The organism is Mesorhizobium sp. M0833 (assembly GCF_040319905.1).
Taxonomy (GTDB): domain Bacteria; phylum Pseudomonadota; class Alphaproteobacteria; order Rhizobiales; family Rhizobiaceae; genus Mesorhizobium.
Window position 1 is genome coordinate 26,756 of record NZ_JAMYOQ010000017.1, and the last position, 16,722, is coordinate 43,477.

The 16,722-nt window shown below is 63.4% G+C and carries 21 protein-coding genes; 6 read left to right on the forward strand and 15 right to left on the reverse strand.

The genetic code is table 11. The features are described from left to right. Positions 1–171: 171 nt before the first annotated feature. From NKH98_RS19580 to msuE, 9 genes are all read right to left on the reverse strand, one after another. Positions 172–264 (reverse strand): BA14K family protein, encoded by a 93-nt coding sequence (locus tag NKH98_RS19580; RefSeq protein WP_352900759.1) that lies wholly within the window; start codon positions 262–264, stop codon positions 172–174. Positions 265–563: 299 nt separating this feature from the next. Continuing rightward, complete coding sequence (locus tag NKH98_RS19585) at positions 564–713, reverse strand: hypothetical protein (RefSeq protein WP_023677295.1); 150 nt, start codon at positions 711–713, stop codon at positions 564–566. A 14-nt stretch (positions 714–727) separates the two neighbouring features. Next, entirely contained in the window at positions 728–1,051 is a 324-nt protein-coding gene (locus NKH98_RS19590; protein WP_352900761.1) for a DUF2934 domain-containing protein, read from the reverse strand. Positions 1,052–1,178: 127 nt separating this feature from the next. After that, a complete protein-coding gene (locus tag NKH98_RS19595) occupies positions 1,179–1,808 on the reverse strand; it encodes a BA14K family protein (RefSeq protein WP_352900764.1) in 630 nt (209 codons plus the stop codon). 168 nt (positions 1,809–1,976) lie between these two features. Further along, positions 1,977–2,747 carry an ABC transporter ATP-binding protein gene (locus tag NKH98_RS19600; protein WP_502894281.1) on the reverse strand — a complete coding sequence of 257 codons (771 nt, stop codon included), beginning with the start codon at positions 2,745–2,747 and terminating at the stop codon, positions 1,977–1,979. Positions 2,748–2,779: 32 nt separating this feature from the next. Then, the gene (locus NKH98_RS19605; protein ID WP_352900768.1) at positions 2,780–3,778 is read right to left on the reverse strand and encodes an ABC transporter substrate-binding protein; all 999 of its coding nucleotides are present in this window, start codon (positions 3,776–3,778) and stop codon (positions 2,780–2,782) included. Positions 3,779–3,835: 57 nt separating this feature from the next. After that, the gene (locus NKH98_RS19610; RefSeq protein ID WP_352900771.1) at positions 3,836–4,684 is read right to left on the reverse strand and encodes an ABC transporter permease; all 849 of its coding nucleotides are present in this window, start codon (positions 4,682–4,684) and stop codon (positions 3,836–3,838) included. A gap of 40 nt (positions 4,685–4,724) precedes the next feature. Then, positions 4,725–6,089 carry an LLM class flavin-dependent oxidoreductase gene (locus NKH98_RS19615; protein ID WP_352799222.1) on the reverse strand — a complete coding sequence of 455 codons (1,365 nt, stop codon included), beginning with the start codon at positions 6,087–6,089 and terminating at the stop codon, positions 4,725–4,727. A 52-nt stretch (positions 6,090–6,141) separates the two neighbouring features. Further along, complete coding sequence (gene msuE, locus NKH98_RS19620) at positions 6,142–6,699, reverse strand: FMN reductase (protein ID WP_352799224.1); 558 nt, start codon at positions 6,697–6,699, stop codon at positions 6,142–6,144. Between the two features lie 307 nt (positions 6,700–7,006). Between msuE and NKH98_RS19625 the strand changes: the two genes are divergently transcribed. Then, complete coding sequence (locus tag NKH98_RS19625; RefSeq protein WP_254819408.1) at positions 7,007–7,216, forward strand: hypothetical protein; 210 nt, start codon at positions 7,007–7,009, stop codon at positions 7,214–7,216. Positions 7,217–7,248: 32 nt separating this feature from the next. Here NKH98_RS19625 and NKH98_RS19630 read toward each other — a convergent pair whose 3' ends face one another. Further along, on the reverse strand, positions 7,249–8,541 hold the full coding sequence (locus NKH98_RS19630) for an Nramp family divalent metal transporter (RefSeq protein WP_352799225.1): 1,293 nt from the start codon (positions 8,539–8,541) through the stop codon (positions 7,249–7,251). 235 nt (positions 8,542–8,776) lie between these two features. Here NKH98_RS19630 and NKH98_RS19635 point away from each other — a divergent pair, with 235 nt between their 5' ends. Next, positions 8,777–9,082 (forward strand): hypothetical protein, encoded by a 306-nt coding sequence (locus tag NKH98_RS19635; protein WP_023677305.1) that lies wholly within the window; start codon positions 8,777–8,779, stop codon positions 9,080–9,082. Between the two features lie 185 nt (positions 9,083–9,267). On the opposite strand, the gene NKH98_RS19640 is transcribed toward NKH98_RS19635, so the two are convergent. Further along, the gene (locus tag NKH98_RS19640; RefSeq protein WP_352900775.1) at positions 9,268–10,122 is read right to left on the reverse strand and encodes an aldo/keto reductase; all 855 of its coding nucleotides are present in this window, start codon (positions 10,120–10,122) and stop codon (positions 9,268–9,270) included. 229 nt (positions 10,123–10,351) lie between these two features. Between NKH98_RS19640 and NKH98_RS19645 the strand changes: the two genes are divergently transcribed. The 4 genes from NKH98_RS19645 (at position 10,352) to NKH98_RS19660 (ending at position 12,719) form a co-directional block, all read left to right on the forward strand. Beyond that, positions 10,352–10,987: an ankyrin repeat domain-containing protein gene (locus NKH98_RS19645; RefSeq protein WP_352900778.1), complete on the forward strand. Its 636-nt coding sequence runs from the start codon at positions 10,352–10,354 to the stop codon at positions 10,985–10,987. Between the two features lie 143 nt (positions 10,988–11,130). Beyond that, positions 11,131–11,520, forward strand: a complete 390-nt coding sequence (locus tag NKH98_RS19650; RefSeq protein ID WP_254819404.1) for an ArsR/SmtB family transcription factor — start codon at positions 11,131–11,133, stop codon at positions 11,518–11,520. After that, positions 11,517–12,050: an SRPBCC family protein gene (locus NKH98_RS19655; protein WP_254819403.1), complete on the forward strand. Its 534-nt coding sequence runs from the start codon at positions 11,517–11,519 to the stop codon at positions 12,048–12,050. The genes NKH98_RS19650 and NKH98_RS19655 overlap by 4 nt, the downstream gene beginning before the upstream one ends. Before the next feature lie 93 nt (positions 12,051–12,143). Next, positions 12,144–12,719 (forward strand): dihydrofolate reductase family protein, encoded by a 576-nt coding sequence (locus NKH98_RS19660; protein ID WP_352900780.1) that lies wholly within the window; start codon positions 12,144–12,146, stop codon positions 12,717–12,719. Positions 12,720–12,841: 122 nt separating this feature from the next. Here the strand turns inward: NKH98_RS19660 and NKH98_RS19665 are convergent, their stop codons facing one another. From NKH98_RS19665 to NKH98_RS19680, 4 genes are all read right to left on the reverse strand, one after another. Next, the gene (locus NKH98_RS19665; protein WP_352900980.1) at positions 12,842–13,642 is read right to left on the reverse strand and encodes a class I SAM-dependent methyltransferase; all 801 of its coding nucleotides are present in this window, start codon (positions 13,640–13,642) and stop codon (positions 12,842–12,844) included. Positions 13,643–13,794: 152 nt separating this feature from the next. Beyond that, the gene (locus tag NKH98_RS19670) at positions 13,795–14,706 is read right to left on the reverse strand and encodes a DUF930 domain-containing protein (protein WP_352900782.1); all 912 of its coding nucleotides are present in this window, start codon (positions 14,704–14,706) and stop codon (positions 13,795–13,797) included. 183 nt (positions 14,707–14,889) lie between these two features. Beyond that, on the reverse strand, positions 14,890–15,639 hold the full coding sequence (locus NKH98_RS19675) for a glucose 1-dehydrogenase (protein ID WP_352475605.1): 750 nt from the start codon (positions 15,637–15,639) through the stop codon (positions 14,890–14,892). 48 nt (positions 15,640–15,687) lie between these two features. Beyond that, positions 15,688–16,692, reverse strand: a complete 1,005-nt coding sequence (locus NKH98_RS19680; protein WP_352705642.1) for a sugar-binding protein — start codon at positions 16,690–16,692, stop codon at positions 15,688–15,690. Positions 16,693–16,722: the final 30 nt, after the last annotated feature.

Here is a 16,722-nt window from a genome sequence, read left to right on the forward strand (position 1 = left end):
TCCCGTGCGCCCTCACCCCACCATCCTGCCCACGACTCCGCCAGGTGCTGCCCTCCCGCGCCTCAACACAGGTGGCCCCGCGGCATTTTCTCTCCGCCGTCCGGGAGGTCGAGCACATAGATGGGATTGCAGATGCCCGGCACGCGCGCACAAGGCGCCGCTCAGCCCTGCCTACTCGCACTGCCGGCGCGGGCCGCCGGAGTAAGGCCGGCAGTTGTTGTCTTCCGGCCGGTAGGAGCGGTAGCGGCTGAAGCAATATTGCACGTGGTCGGGCGGAAGCCAGGCGGCGCCGGCGTCTTGCGACGGAACCTAGCCATCCATCGACCCCGCGTCGTTCGCCTCGACGTAGTCGCCGCCATCGGCGGGGAGTTGCACGGCGCGGTCGGCAGCGCCGGCATTGAGATGGGGCGAGATGCAGGGGCGCAGCTCTCCGCTGTAGGAAGTGTAGTGGTCGTCGCTTGGCCTGTAGGAGTGGCTTCGCGGCGGCTTGTTGCGGGCTGGAATTCAGGTTCCGCCGGGCATGCCGCGCGACTGGCTGGCGGGCACCGGCCACCAACGCCCCCTCAATGCCTCTTGAAATACTGCACCTCGCGTTCGTGCTTCTCGGCGGCCTCGCGGGTATCGAAGGTGCCGAGATTACGGCGCTTGCCGGTCTTTTCGTCCTTCTTGCGCGAATAGAGGCGGTATTTTCCGTCTTTGAGTTTTCTGATCATCTGTGTCTCCTTGGCTAGGGCCGGCGCTTCCCCTCGAGGTTGCGCGCGGCTTGCTCGATCGCCGCCCGGTCGTTTCCCAGCCTGTCGATCAGCTCCTGCGCCTGTTCGCCCGATATGCCGGTGCGCACCGCCAGGGCCTCAACCGTCAAGACGTCGGAGCTCGCGACCTCGCGGGTTTCCGGCAGGGCATCGCCTGCCGTCAGCGGCAGGGCTGCCTCCCTGTCGATCTCGGCCCCGGCCCGGTGCCAGTGCCGCTCGGGATCGCCATGGATCCCGCCTTCACGTTCCCAGATCTGGTATGCGCGCTCACGAATCTTGTCTTCCCGGTCGTCGCCCATGTTGATTTCTCCTTTGGGTATCGGATGAACGCCGTGCCAACCCGAACGATCCAAGAAATCTGCGTGATCGTTGGGTGGGGTCGCACAAGGCGCCATGCACTGCGGCCGCCAGCCACCGCGGCCCGCGCTACTCGCACTGCCGGCGCGGCCCGCCGGAATATGGCTGGTAGGTGTTGTCTTCCGGTCGATATGACCGGTAGCGGCTGAAGCAGTATTGCACGTGATCGGATGAGAGCTCGGCGTCGCCGGTTTCGTCCGGCCGCGGGTAGCCCTCCACTGACGATGTATCGGTCGCCTCGACGTAGCTGCCGTCATCGGTGATGTCGAGATAGGGCGAGATGCAGGGGCGCTGTTGCCCGCTGTAGGAGGTGTAACGGTTGTCGTCGGGCCTGTAGGAGCGGTAGCGGCTTGCGCACCATTCGACATGGGCGACGGGTAGCGTCTGCCGCTCTTCCACCGCCGGTTTGATAGAGCCGGTGGTGTCGGGTGTCGAAGCTGCGGCCGTATCGGCGGGTCTCGCGGTGCGATCAACTTCCGAGGTGCGAACGGGAACCGGGCGGGCCGGGAGGCGCTCGAGGCGCTGCGAGGCCGGGTTTACCGGGCGCGGATCCTTGGCCCACAGTTCGGCGACGCTGGAGACCGGGGCGGCCGGCGGTACCGGCTTGGCTATCAATAGCCAGGTGGCGAAGGCGAGACCGCTGGCGAATACGGCGAGCGTCAGCACGAAGCCGCCAAAGATTGCGAACAAAGCTTTCATGCCGCGCTCCTTTGCCTCCCGGTTAAGGAAATGCCGGGGCGGGGAATCCGGTTCCAGGAAAGAGCGTAGTGCAGGGCACTCGAAGGAAGGCCCATCTCCGTCTCGGCTTCGCCGAGACACCTCTCCCCGCTTCGCGGGACGCGGGATCCAAGCCCTCTTAGGCGGCTTTCAGTGCAGCCCGAATTCGCGCAGTAGTTCTTCGCGGTAGCGTACGAAGCGGCTTTCGCTGCGCTCGCGCGGGCGGGGCAGGTCGATGTCGATCAGCCGCGCCGCGCCGCCTTTCTCCTTGGGCAGGATCAGCACCCTGTCGGCGAGGTAGAGCGCTTCCTCGAGGTCGTGCGTCACCATCACCATGGTGACGTTCTCCTCGCTCCAGATGCGCGCCAGTTCCTCCTGCATGCCGATCTTGGTCATCGCGTCGAGCGCGCCCAGCGGCTCGTCAAGCAGCAGGATCTCGGGCTGCACGGTCAGGGCGCGGGCAATGCCGACGCGCTGCGCCATGCCGCCCGACAGCTGCCTTGGAAACGCATCGCCGAATTCGGCGAGGCCGACGAGCGCGATATAGAAGCGCGCCCGTTCCTCGGCCTCGGCCTTCGGCACGCCGCGCACTTCGAGGCCGAAGGCGACGTTGCCGAGCACCGTCAGCCAGGGCAGCAGGCGCGGCTCCTGGAAAATCACCGCGCGCTCGGCGCCGACGCCGTGCACCGGCTTGCCGTCAATGGCGACGCCGCCGCTGTCGGCCGCCTCCAGTCCGGCCAGGATGCGCAGCAGCGTGGTCTTGCCCGATCCGCTGGCGCCGACGATGACCAGGCATTCACCCGAGCGGATGTCGAGATTGAGGGTCCTCAGCACCGCAAGCGAACGCCCGCCGATGCTGAACGATTTGGACAGGTCGCGTATGCTGACCTCACCGCCGCTTGTGCCGCTCATCGCGCTCATCTCCCAGCTGATTGCCTTGCCGGTTGGCCTTCTCAGTTGGTCTTGGTTTCGCCGGGCCGGTAGAGGATATCTGCTGCCTTCAGCTTACCCTTTGGCAGGCGGCCGTCGCGCTCGAGCACGCTGACCCAGAAGTCGATGTCGCGGTCCGTCGCCTTGGCCCCCTGGCGCAGCCCGAAGCCGGTCCAGTAGCGCGCCAGCTCGCCGTTCTCGCCGCGCTTGTCGAGGATGTTTGCCAGCACCTTGCGCGCTTCGTCGGGGTTCTGCAGCGACCAGTCGGAGGCGCGCGCCGATTGCTCAACGAAGTTGCGGGCGGCGTCCGGATGCGCGGCGATGAAGTCGCGCCTGAGCACGACGAAGCCGCCGGCCAGCTCGCCCAGCACGTCGGTGTCGTTGAACACGCCGCGCACGCCGCCATTGTCGACCAGCGCCCCGGCAAACGTCGCCTGCCAGTAGCCGAGCGCCGCGATGTCGACCTGGCGGGAGCGCAAGGTCTGCTCGAGCTGCGGTCCGGGTACGACAACGAGATTGGCGGCGTCCGGAGACAGGCCGACGCTGTGCAGCGCCTCGCGCACGGTGTAGTCGAGATGGGCGCCGAGCGTGTTGACGGCGATGGTCTTGCCGGCAATGTCGGCGATCGATTTGATCGGGCTGTCGTCCAGCACGTAGAAGACGCTGCGCACCTTGCTGTTGATGCCGTTGCTCGGATAGACGGCGACGAAGTCGTTGCCGCCGGAGATCGAATTGATCACGGCGGCGGTTGCGGCCGAGCCGATATCGACGCTGCCAGAGGCGAGCGCAAACAACGATTCCGGGCCGCCGCCGGAATAGCCGACATTCTCGATCTCGATACCGAGGCCTTTGAAATAGCCGAGCTCGCCGGCCAGCTCATGCGGAGAGATGCTGCCGCGGCTGGCGAGGGAGCGGAAATTGACGGGTGCGGCTTCGGCAAAGGCGAAGCGCGGCAGGCCGGCGGCGAGAAGGCCGGCGGCGAAGGGCGCGCCGGCAAGCAGGGAACGGCGGGAGATTTTCATGGTCCGGGTCTTTCCTGATTTGAGTTCTGGCCTGGTTGAGATTGATAAAGGCGGTGGTCAGTCGACGGCATTGCTCCAGCGGCAGAGCCACCGCTGCAGGCTCATCAGTGCCTGGTTGGCGATCAGGCCGAGGCTGGCGAGGATGACGATTGCCGCAAACATCAGCGGGATCTGGAAGTTGTATTGCGCGTTCATCACCTGGAAGCCGATGCCCTTGTTGGCGCCGATCATTTCGGACGCGATCAACAACAGCAGCGCCGTGGTGGCGCTGAGCCTCAGCCCAACGAAGATCGACGGTACAGCGCCGGGCAGCACGACACGGCGGAAGACGGTGAGCTGCCTGGCGCCATAGACGCGCGCCATCTCCAGCAGTTTCGGATCGACTTGCTTGACGCCGCCGATGGTGTTGAGCAGCAGCGGAAACAGCGTTGCCCAGAAGATGACGAACACCTTGGAGGCTTCGCCGAGCCCAAGCAGCAGGATGAACACCGGATAGAGCGCCAGCGCCGAGGTCTGGCGGAAAACCTGCAGGATGGGATCGAGCGCGGTTTCGACCGTGCGCACCTGACCCATGAACAGGCCAAGCGGGATCGCGACCAGCACGGCGGCCGCGAAGGCGAGACCGGCGCGCTGCAGGCTGATGGCGATGTCGCCGAGTAGAGTGCCGCCGGCCAGCCCCTTCCAAAGTGCCGCGACAATCATGTCGATCGGCGGCAGCACGGCCGTGTTGACCCAGCCGGCGCTGCTCGACACTTGCCACAGTGCGAGGAAAGCGATGAGGACGCCGTAGCGCGACAGGAAGCGAATTCCCGCCCGGCCGCCGAGGCGCAGGAAATCCGTGCCGAGGCTTGTCGTGCTGTCACGCGTGCCGAGGCTGGCGGCCTGTCCGATGTGCTGCAAGGTCATCGTCGTGCCTCTCGCTTCGAGGGTAGTGGGCTTCGTGGAATTATTCGGCGGCCAGCACGGCCGAGCGCGCGGCGGTCCACGGGTTTTCCGGCCGCCTGAGGCCGAGGTTCTCGCGCAGGGTCCTGCCTTCATAGGCGGTGCGGAACAGGCCGCGGCGCTGCAGTTCGGGGATCACCAGCTCGACGAAGTCGTCGAGCCCGCCGGGCAGCCAGGGCGGCAGGATGTTGAAGCCGTCGGCGGCTTCGTTGCCGAACCATTCCTCCAGCTGGTCGGCGACCTGCGTGGCGCTGCCGATGACGGTGTAATGGCCGCGGGCCGTCGCCACCCATTGATAGAGCTGGCGGATGGTGAAGTTGTGCTCGTCGGCAATCTGGCGGATCAGCGCCTGGCGGCTCTTCATGCCTTCGGTTTCCTTGCTTGGCGGCAGCGGGCCGTCGAGCGGATAGCCCCTGATGTCGAGCGTCTGGCCGGCCAGCCCGTTGAGCAGGGCGACGCCGTCTTCGGGCAGGATGAGATCGTTCAGCTGCTGGTATTTGGCGCGCGCTTCTTCTTCGGTGCGGCCGACGAAGGGCGCTACACCCGGCATGATCAGCACCTGCTCGGGATCGCGGCCAACCGCTGTCACGCGGGCTTTGATGTCGCGATAGAATTCCTGCGCCGACGCCAGGTTCTGATGGGCGGTGAAGATGACTTCCGCCGAGGCGGCGGCGAGCTTGCGACCGTCTTCGGATTGTCCCGCCTGCACCACGACCGGGTGCCCCTGCACCGGGCGCGGCACATTGAGCGGACCCTTGACGCTGAAATGCGCGCCCTTGTGGTCGATGTCGTGGAGCTTGTCCTTGTCGTAGAAGCGCCCCGATTTCTTGTCGCGGATGAAGGCGTCGTCCTCCCAGCTGTCCCACAGCGCCTTGACCGTTTCGACATGCTCATGCGCGCGGGCATAGCGCTCGGCGTGGGCAGGCTGCGTATCGCGATTGAAGTTGCGCGCGGTTTCGTCGCCGGCCGAAGTGACGACGTTCCAGCCGGCGCGGCCATTCGACAGATGATCGAGCGAGGCGAATTTGCGGGCGAGCGTGTAGGGCTCCTCATAGGTGGTCGAGGCGGTGGCGATGAAGCCGAGATGCGTGGTGAGCGGCGCCAGCGCTGCAAACAGCGTCACCGGCTCGAAGCCGGCGATCTTGGCGTTGCCGCCTTCGCGGGCGCCGAGGCCGACCGTCAGATTGTCGGCGAGGAAATAGGCATCGAACAGGCCGCGCTCGGCGGTCAGGGCGAGCTGCTTGTGGAACTCGAAACTGGTGGCGCCATCGGCCGGCGCCTCGGGGTGACGCCAGGCGGCGATATGCTGTCCGCCGCCGGGCAGGAAAGCGCCAAGTTTGATTTGCCTGGATTTGGTGGATCTGGTCATCGCGGCGTGCTCCTGGGTGGATCGGGGGGCGAATCTCGGGTCAGTGGTGCGTTCAGGCGGCAAGGCCGACGCCGTAGGGCACCCCGGTCACCCGGCATGCCTCGGCAACCGCTTGCCGGGCGCGGGCGTGGATGGCTTCCGACACCAGCACGCCATTGGCAAAATCCTTCTCGGAGGCGTAGATCGCGGTCGGCACGGTCAGCGCCTCGAAGAAGCCGAACAATGGCCGCAACTGGTGCTCGACGATCAGCGAATGGCGTTCGCCGCCGCCGGTCGCGGCAAGGATGACCGGCTTGCCCCTCAGCGATGACGGGTCGAGCAGGTCGAAGAAGTGCTTGAAAAGCCCGGTATAGCTCCCTTTGAAGGTCGGCGAGCCGGCCACCAGGATGTCGGCGCCCAGCAGCCGTTCGACGATGTTGCGCGCCGCCGGGTCGAGGTCGCCGAGGCGCCTTGCCTGCGGCAGGGACGCGCCGAGATCCTCGATGTCGAAGACGGCGGAGGCCGCACTGATGCTTTCTGCGGCCTGCCCGACAATGTGGCTGATGAACGCCTTGGTCTTCGACGGCCGGGTCAAATTGCCCGACAGCCCTACCACGAGCTTTTTCGACATTCCTGGCTCCCTGTCCAAATGATCTACGTTAAGTCTAGAGAGTTTATAGAATTAAAAGAGCGAGAAAATTTCAAAGGTAGCGCATTGAGCGAACGGAGTTTGCGGAACACCGCCCGTAGTTGGTTCATTCAATGCGGCGTACTGCGCCGGCGCAGCGCATCAACCAGCGGCGCACAGGCCTGCCAGCACCTTGTCCTTCGGGCTGCGGTGAATCAGGTCAATTTGATTCAAATCCGGCTGTGGATATTTGCTTTTGGGTAAATCGAGGCGGTCATCTTGCCGGCCGGCGGGCAACAGGGAGAAGCCGATGACAAGCGACTTTGCCGCCGCACACCTCCATCTTGAACGAGCCAGCCATTATTTGAGCGGCGAGGACGAGACGAGCCGCACGGCTCGTGCGGCTGTGGATCATCTGATCGATGCGATTGTCGCAGTGCAATACAAACGGCCGATGGGCGACGTAGTGGAATTTCCAGGACCGGCAAAGCTGGGACAATCCGCAAGCGGGACGGGTTAACTCAACCGGCGGCGTCCTTTTGTCCTGCCTGATCACATGAACCAGGTTGCCACCAGGCCGATCGTCGCCGAGAAGATGGCGGCGGTCGTTGCCCAACCGAGTATGTTGGTGCTGCGGCTGTTCACCTGGTTGCCCATGATCCTGCGGCTGTTCGTCATCAGCATGATGAGCAGCAGCAAGGGCGGCGTCGAGAAGCCCTGAACTATGCCGGACCAGACCAGCGCCTTCATCGGATTGAAGCCGAGGAAGTTGAGGCCGGCGGCGATCACCGTAAAAAATCCGATGGCGAGATAAAATTTGGGCGCCTCTCGAGCCCGGGCGTGCAGGCTGTTTTTCCAGCCGATGGCTTGTGCCACGTCATAGGCAGCGCCGGTAGTCATGACAGGAACCGCTAGGAAACCGACGCCGATCACGCCTGCGGCGAACAGGACGCTTGCGGCCTGCCCGGCTAGCGGGCGCAGCGCCTCCGCCGCTTGCGCAGCCGTGTCGATATCGTGGTGGCCCGTCTTGTAGAGCGTAGCACCCGTCGACAGAATGATGAAATACATGATGAGATTTGAAAACATCATGCCGATGAGGATGTCCCGGCGAGAGCGACGGAGTTCGCTGTCGGTAGCGCCCTTCCTTTGCCCGAGCGTCGTTCGCCCCTGGGCAATCTCCTCCTCGACCTCCTCATTGGACTGCCACGTGTAGAGATAGGCGGACAGCGTCGTGCCGATAATGGCGACCAGGATCGACAGGAACTCACGGTTGAATTCGATCCGCGGAAGCAGCGTTCCGCGCAGTACGGCCGCGGCGTCCGGCTTGGCCAGAATGGCGGCACCGACATAGGCGAGCAGTGCCAACGCCAGCCACCGAAAGATGTTGCGGATCAAAGTATAGGAGCCGAAGACCTGGAGGGCGAAGATGATGGCGGCGACGAACAGCACGATCAGCGGGATGGGAAGTGGCACGAACATGTTGATTGCGGCCGCCATTCCACCAAGATCCGCCGCTGCCTCGATGGTGTTGCCGACGAGAACACCCAACAGCACCGACCAGAGCAGCCACCGCGGATAGAAGTCCTTGATGACGTGGAACAATCCGCGCCCGGATACCTGGCCAAGCTTCGATGACAGGTAGACGACCACATACATCATCGGCAACGTCACCGGAGCCGTCCAAAGCAGGTCGGGTCCGAAGCGGGCGCCGGCGCTCGCATAGGTGCCTATCGCAGAACAATCGTCGTCGGCTGCCCCGGTTATCAGGCCGAGGCCGAGCGCTCGTCCTATGCCGCCTTTGCCCTCCTTGGGTGGGTGGGAATGGTCAGAACCGGCCTGCCTCATTGCGACCGGACCGGGTTGCGAACGAAAGACGCGGCCTGCCATGCACCAATGGTAAGGATCGGTCGGGGCGCTGGTCTCATTTTTGCTTCCTTCAACAACTTGCCCAAACCCGGCGTGCCATGACTTGTTCCGCGACGACGGGGCAGGGTTTTGCCTCAGGCAAAAAAGTTCGGGTTGACCGCTTCCGAGCTCGAAGCGACTATCCGTTCGAGGCGAAGATCGCAGGAGGAATGCAATGGACGAGCCCGGTCAGTGGCGCCACATGTCGAGCGCGCCAAGGGACGGCAGCAGAATCCTTGTCACGGTTCGGCCGTCCGAACAGGGTCCGGCCGAGGTCGACATGGCTTACTGGGCCCGCGCCGACCAGTTCGGCAGCGAAGGCTGGCGCGCTTCCGATTCGTCGCCAGGACGCATCGTCGAATATGCCGAACCCGAACTGAAGTGCTGGATGCCGCTGCCGTCGGCCAATCTGAGCAAGGGATCGATGCCTAGCCCCTGGGAAGGGGAAGATGTGCCGTTGGTGGATGGCTCGGGGATATGAGGCTAGCGGGAAGGGTGGTCTTGATCGCTGGCGGGACAGCACCCCTCTGGCCTGCCGGCCATCTCCCCCTCAAGGGGCCCTCAGGGGGAGATTGGCCCTCATCGCGGCCTTCGTTAATCTCCGACGCTGTAAGAAGGGCGCGGCCTATTGAAGCTGCCGATCTCCCTCCCGGTTGGCCCGCCTCCTCAGAACAGGAATGCGGCCGTAGCGGGGTTCGGGCCGGTGCGGCCGTCGGGCGAATCCATGCCCCGAATTAGCTCGAGGTCCTTCGCTTCCAGCTCGAAATCGAAGACATCGAAATTGGCGGCGATGCGGTCCTGGTGGATCGACTTTGGAATGACGATCAGCCCTTCCTGAAGATGCCACCTGACGATCGTCTGCGCCACCGACTTGCCGTGTTTCCTGGCGATGCTTTCAAGCGTCGGATCGCTCAACAGCCGGCCGCTGCCCAGCGGGCTCCAACTCTCGATGCGGATGTTGTGCCTGTCGTGGAATTCACGTTTGTCACGCTGCTGGAAGCGGGGGTGGAGCTCGATCTGGTTGACGGTCGGCGTGACGCCGGTCTCGCTGATGATTCGTTCGAGATGGTCCTGGTTGAAGTTCGAAACGCCGATCGACTTGATGCGGCCTGATTGCCTGAGTTCGATCAGCGTCTTCCAGGCCTCGACATATCTGTCCTGGCTGGGTACCGGCCAATGGATCAGGAACAGGTCGATGTGCCCGATGCCGAGCTTGCTCATCGTCCCATCGAAGGCGCGCAAGGCGGCGTCGCGCTGATGCGCGCCGTTGCGCAGTTTCGAGGTGATGAACAACTCGCTTCTCGGCACGCCGGCCGAGCGGATTGCCTGCCCGACACCTTCCTCGTTCTGATAGCCTTCGGCGGTGTCGATCAGCCTGTAGCCGGCCTCGATTCCCCAGCGCACCACCTTGGCGGTGATGGCTGGATCGACCTGCCACACGCCGAGGCCGATTTGCGGAATGGCGGAGCCGTCGTTCAATCTGATTTGTTCAGGTCTATCCAGGGTAATCTGTTCAGGCATGTTCAGGTCCTTCTGCATCATTCCGCCCGGCGCACGCTCTATCTAGTCTGAATGGCCGCCAAAGCCAGTCGATATCAGGAGAATGTGAGGAGACGGACGTGAAGCGCTGATCCTCCGCTTCGGGCCGACAGCTCTCTGTGACCCACGGACTCCAGGGAACTCCATTCAGGACCATCCCGCTGTCGCGGATTCTGTGGTATTCTGTGGACTATCCGAGGAGGCGACTGCGTTGACCAACAGCTTGGAAGCCGAAGGAGCAAGAGACTGGTCGCCCCTGCTGGTCGCGGCAGAACAAGGCGATGCGGATGCGGTTCGATCGGAATTGGCGGCTGGCGCCGACATCAATCAGTCGGACGACGGCGGCTGGTCTGCACTTCACCTTTCAGCCCTCAATGACCGCACAGCGGTGGTCGAGGTGCTGATCGAAGACCCGGAAATTGATGTGAATGCCAGAAACAAGTGGAAGAGCACGCCCTTGAGCCTTGCGTCGGCCAAGGGACATTACGCGTGTATCTCAGGCCTCGTGAGACACCCCCAAATAGAGATCAACGCGCGAGCTGACTACTACGGCAGAACGGCTCTTATCGAGGCGGCGAAGAACGGGCATCTCGAAGTCGTCAAGTTGCTCGTGGAGAATGGCGCGGAAGTAAATCTGACCGACAAGACGGGGAGAAACAACGCGCTCATCGAGGCTATCAAAGGGCGGCACTACGAGATCGCGGAATACCTGCTGGATTCTGGGAAAGTGAGCTTTATCAACAAAGAAATAAGGCTAAACGCCCTGATCTGGGCTGGCAGCTGCCACAACCCTCAGCTTATCGAAAAGCTGGAAGCCGCGATCCACAGTTTCTTCAACGGCAAATAAGGGCCTCGCCCTTACTGTCGCGGGCCGTCCGTATCTCCCGTCACGTCGATGCGCTCGATGGCGCAAACCGCCCTGCGGCGCTTCACATAATTTATTCAACCAAACGGTTGACTATCTCAAAGCGTGCGTCTATATTCAACTACATGGTTGAATTACAAACACCTCAGATGGATGCGGTCTTTCACGCCCTTGGCGACGCCACGCGCCGGCACATGCTTCGCGATCTCGCCGATGGCGAGAAAACGGTAAGCCAGCTGGCGGAGCCCTTCGCGATGTCGCTCGCGGCCGCCTCCAAGCACATCAAGACGCTGGAGAACGCAGGGCTTATTCGTCGAGAGGTGAGGGGCCGCACGCATCTGTGCCGACTAGCCCCCGGACCGCTGGCCAGCGCCCATCAGTGGCTCAGCTTCTACGAGCGCTTCTGGACAGGTCGTCTCGACGTCCTCGAACGCCTTCTTCGCGAAGAGGACGCACGCAAAGCCCAGGATGAGCCCAGGAAATCGCCCAATCCGAAAGAAGGAGACGAGCAATGAACCAGATGAGAAGCATCGACGCCTATGGCGCGCTAAGCGAGCCCGCCACGTTCACCATCCAGCGCCTTTTGCCCGGACCCATCGAGCGCGTCTGGGCTTATCTCACCGAGAGTGACCTGCGCCGGCAGTGGATGGCAGCGGGGCAGATGGAAATGAAGGCGGGCAGTTCGTTCGAATTGGTCTGGCGTAACGACGAGCTGACGGACCCGCCTGGCCAGCGCCCCGCGGGCTTTCCCGAAGAGCATCGGATGGAGGGCCGGATCACCGACCTCGATCCGCCGCGCAAGCTTTCCATCACCTGGGGAAATACCGGCGGCGTCTCCTTCTTGCTGGAGGCGAAGGGTAGCGATGTGCTGCTCACCGTCGTCCATCGCCGCCTGCCGGAACGTGCAATCCAGCTCAACATCACGGCCGGCTGGCACATACACCTCGACCTGCTGGCCGCCCGCCTGGCTGGCAAGACGCCGACCTCGTTCTGGGACGGCTGGAGCCGCCTGCGGGAAGAATACGATCGCCGCCTGCCGGCCTGATGTAACTCGCGGCGTCCATCCCTGAGGTCGCCGCCAGCAACACGAAGCAACGATGAAACGTGCTTGCATCCCGCAAGCCTGATGGAGGAAGTCATGCGCAAATTGATCGCTGGAATGAAAATCTCCGTCGACGGCAAGATGGAGGGGCCCGAGGGTTACGCCGATTGGGTCGGCGCGTGGTCGGACGAATATGGCCTGACGCCGCAAATCGACGCCTGCCTGCTTGGCAGCGTCATGTATGCCGGCTACGAGCGCTACTGGAGCGCCATCCAGAACGAGCCCGACAAGCCGCTGCCGATGACCGGCAAATTGCCGAAGCCGGCCGAGCTCGAATGGGCCCGCTTCGCCGCGCAGACCCCGCATTATGTGCTGTCGAACACAATGACTTCGGCGGCCTGGCCAAAGACGCGCTTCGTGCGGAATTTCGAGGATATCGCTGCGCTGAAACAGCAGCCCGGCAAAGACATCTACCTTATGGGCGGCGCCCAAATTACCGCGAGCCTTATCGATGCCGGGCTGGTCGATGAGCTCAGGCTGATCGTCTATCCGCTGCTCGCCGGTGAAGGAAAGGCGCTGTTTGGGACGGCGAAAAATCGTCGTGGGCTCGAACTGCGCAAAGTGGAGCAGCTTTCGGACGGCCGCGTCGGGCTGGTCTACGGGATCGGCTAACGCAACCACCCTTGGCGGATCTAGCGGCGCCGAAGCGCAGGCCGTCCCGTCACCAGCGGGACAAGCCGGCGCGAGGAGAGCGATGCTTCCTATGCGATGAATGCATCCCGGCTGCCGGCCGGTCAGGCAACGATGCCGCGGCAGGCCCACGCGACATTCGCAAAGGATCTCGGGCCGTCGGGCCGGCCGGCCTCATAGGCGTCGCGCATGGCGGCGTCGACGCGCGCCCGCTCTTCTGGATCGAGCGTGGCCACATACTTGCCGAGCGGCCCTTCGCCGGCGGCTATCGGCGCCCAGTAATCGTCGAAGTTTTGATAGTCCATGCGGATCATCAGCTCGGTCTCCGTAACGTCGCGGAGACCCTGCTCGACAAAGGCCCGTTTCATTTCACCCGGCTGCATCATCGGCTGCGTGCAATAGCGGGCGCGCAGCTGGCGTCCGCCTTCGCTGAGCACCGCCACCGTGTCGATCATCATGCGCATCCCCGGCATGCCGCCGAGATGGTCCCATACCGTCGCCGCGACCACGCCGCCCGGCCCCACGACGCGGCGCATCTGCGCGACTGCCTTGCCGGCTTCGGGCACGAAATGGAGCACGAGCAGGGCCAGGGCACGGTCGAACGCGCCGTCCTCAAAGGGCAGGGCGCAGGCATCCGCCTGATGGATTTTTATCCGCGGATCGGAGTTGCGCCGGATTGCCTCCTCGACAAAAACGCCTGAAAAGTCGATCGCGGCGACCTCACGGAGGTCAGCGGCCTTGACGAGCGCGAAGGTCAGGCTGCCGGTGCCGCAACCGACGTCGAGGATCTTTTCGCCGTCTTTAAGGCCCGCAAAGTCGATGAACAGCGGCGCGAGCCTTTGGCTCCAGCGGCCCATGAGCTGCTCATAGCCGGCAGCATGGTGAACATTGAAACTTGAAGTCATCGAAGCCTCCTCCCAAAGCCGTATGCTAGACTTCGGCGGCCACTGACGAAAGCCATTTTTGGCGCGTGTTGATTCGGTCACCCGGGCCGCGCGAAGACATCGCCAGCCGGATTTGATGGCGCCGGACAGCCAGCCTCCGTGGCCTTGACCACCTAATTGGCGGGCAACCCGCGGCGCTTCCATTCACTGCGCGGCACCGGATTTCCAACACGGAAGGCGAACGACACGACTTTCGTTGCGTCCGGATCGACCTCACAACGAAAGCTCAGATCGTACCACTGCCCGTTTGCGGGGAACGGCGCACTGGCGACGTTCATGACCGTGCCGGCCTTCAGCCGATACTCAAGCAAGCTGTCTGGGAAATAGGGGGGCGACGCGTGCACCAATTGCTGTGCGAGCTCCGTGTTGCAGAGCTGACCGATTCGTACGGCGCGCGGCACGTTTTTCATGGCGGTTGTCGCGATCGGATCATCGGTTGCTGCTTGCGAGAACAATCTTTTCGCTTCTTCAAGCTTCAACGGCTTTTGCACGTTAGCGACATCCGCTGGCTTGGGCTTCGGCGGCTGTGATGCGCCAGGCGGCGGAGCCTGGTCGTTCCCGTCGACCGCAGTCACGGCAGGTGGCTGTGCAAGATCCTGGTTATTGGGATCTTGCGGCGCTGGCGGTTGTTCCGAACCATCCTCCGCACTGTTGCCGTCCAGAGACTTGCGCGGACCGGCGTCCTTCTCACCGAATTGGAAGACAGGTCTCTGCGCCGCGACCTCACGGCTCGCCGTCGGCTCGACCTTTGCTTCCGGCGGCTTTTCCGGCTTGGGCGGTTCAGCGGGAGACGGAGGTTTGGTTTTTTCCGGCGGTTTAGGCGGCGGCACGATATCCACCGCAATGGCCTGCTCCTTCCCTGGCTGCGACAGCGTTGCCGGCAGTCCGAACAACAAAAACGCGACGATGAGCAGATGCAGGGCAATCGAAGTGGGCAAGGCCCACCCGAATACCCGGCGCTGATCCCGTATGTCGTTTCTCATCGTGGCCGGTGTGTGGAATGAAATATTGGCGGCATCAAGCATCGATGCCGCCAGACGTCGAAATAACCCGTTGCGAATCGAAAGTCGGCGGCTGCAATACGGCGCGCCATCCAATCGTGTGGCGTCTGCGTCCGCGCAGGGGACCGGGCCAGCAGCGCATGCAGCAAGTCGTCATTTCAGGCGGCTAGCAGGCACGCCCTGTCGGCACGGTGTCGCCGGTTGAAATCACAGGGAAACCGATAGCCCGCCGTCAACGGCCAGCACGTGCCCGTTGACGTAAGCGGCAGCGTCGGAGGCGAGAAACACCACCGCTCCGCCGAGTTCCTCAGGCTGGGCCCAGCGGCCCGCGGGGGTTCGTGCCTCGACCCATTTGGTGAAGGCCTCGTCGTGCATAAGTGCGGTGTTGAGCTCGGTGGCGAAATAGCCTGGGGCGATCGCGTTGACGGTGATGCCGTGGCGGCCCAGCTCAGCGGCAGTGGAGCGTGTCAGCCCGTGCAGCCCCGCCTTTGCCGCCACATAGGCGTGAATGGTGGGACGGCCAAGGATCGCTGCGACCGATCCGGTGTTTATTATGCGCCCGAACTTGTTTGGCAGCATCAGGCGCACCGCGTCGCGCATCATGCGGAAGCAAGCCGACAGATTGACGGCAACCACGTGGTCGAAATCCTCGTCCTGCCATTCGACTAGCGGTTTACGATGCTGGATGCCGGCGTTGTTGACCAGAATGTCGAGGCGGCCGTGGCGTTCGACGATTCCTTCGAGCGACGCCCTTGAGATCGCCGCGTCGGTGACATCGAACGGCAGGGCTTCTGCACCGATCCTGTCCGCCGCGGCGGAAAGGGCGGCCACGTCGCGGGCGTTGACGACCACCGTCGCGCCGTTTTCCGCAAGTGCCTTGGCCATGGCAAAACCAAGACCACGCGAGGCACCCGTGACCAATGCGACACGGCCCTTGAGCGAGAACAATTCCGGCATTGAGATCCCCTATGGAAAAGGGCGGGAGTTTCCTCCCGCCCAAAAGCACTATTTGGCGACGCAGGTGTCGGCTGTCTCCGGAGTGCAGACATCGAGGCCCGTGTAGGTCGGGTCGGCCGGCGGAGCCTTGCCGTCCTTCATGTCCTTCAGCGCCATCATCGTCTTGTAGCCCATCTCGAACGGCCGCTGGCCGACTTGGCCAAGCGAGAAACCTTCCTTCATCTGGTCGATCTGTACCGGAAGCGTGTCGGCGACGACAAGGGCCAGGGCCTTCGAGGCGATCTTGTCCTTGTACGGTGCGACGGCGGCGCGGTTGGCATCAGGAATGAACTGCGGGAAGCCACCGGTTGGGACAAACGCGTCGAGGTTCGGGTTTTTCGCCATGATATCCTCGAACTGTTGCACCGAAAGCGGGAAATCATCGTTGGTGTAGAGCGGACAGCCTTCGATCTCGGTCCAGCCGTTCTGGCCTGTCAGCCGATCCCCGGGCGAGGCTGCCGATTTGGTGCCCGAAAGCGTATCGCGAATGCCCTGCATGCGCTCGTTGTGGTTGGCCGCCGCGGCGCCGCCGGACTGGATGCAGATCGTGCCGCCTTTGGGCTTGATCTGCATGACAAGCTTGGCGAGGTTCACGCCGATCTCGTAATTGTGGGTGCCGATGTAGGCAACGCGCAGATCCTTGTTTTCGGGCAGGAGATCGGAGTCCCAGGTGAGGACCGGGATACCGGCCTCCTTGGCGGCCTGCAGCGCAACCGCCATCGCCGCGGCGTTCGAAGGCGACACGGCGATGCCGTCCACCTTCTTGGCCACGAGGTCCTGCACGATCTGCACCTGCTCGTCGCCGCCGCCATGTTCGCCGGGACCGATATACATGCACTCCACAGCGCCCTTGGATTCGGCCTCGGCCTTCTTGCAGCCGTCGCGTGCCTGGTCGAAGAAAGGATTGTTCATGTTCTTCGGCACCAGGGCGAAGGTGTATTTCGCCTGGGCGCCGGAAACGGCGAGCACCATTGCGCCAAGCGCGACGGCGGCCGTGAGCAGATGTTTTTTCATGTGACGTTCTCCTCCTTGGTGTGATGTCCC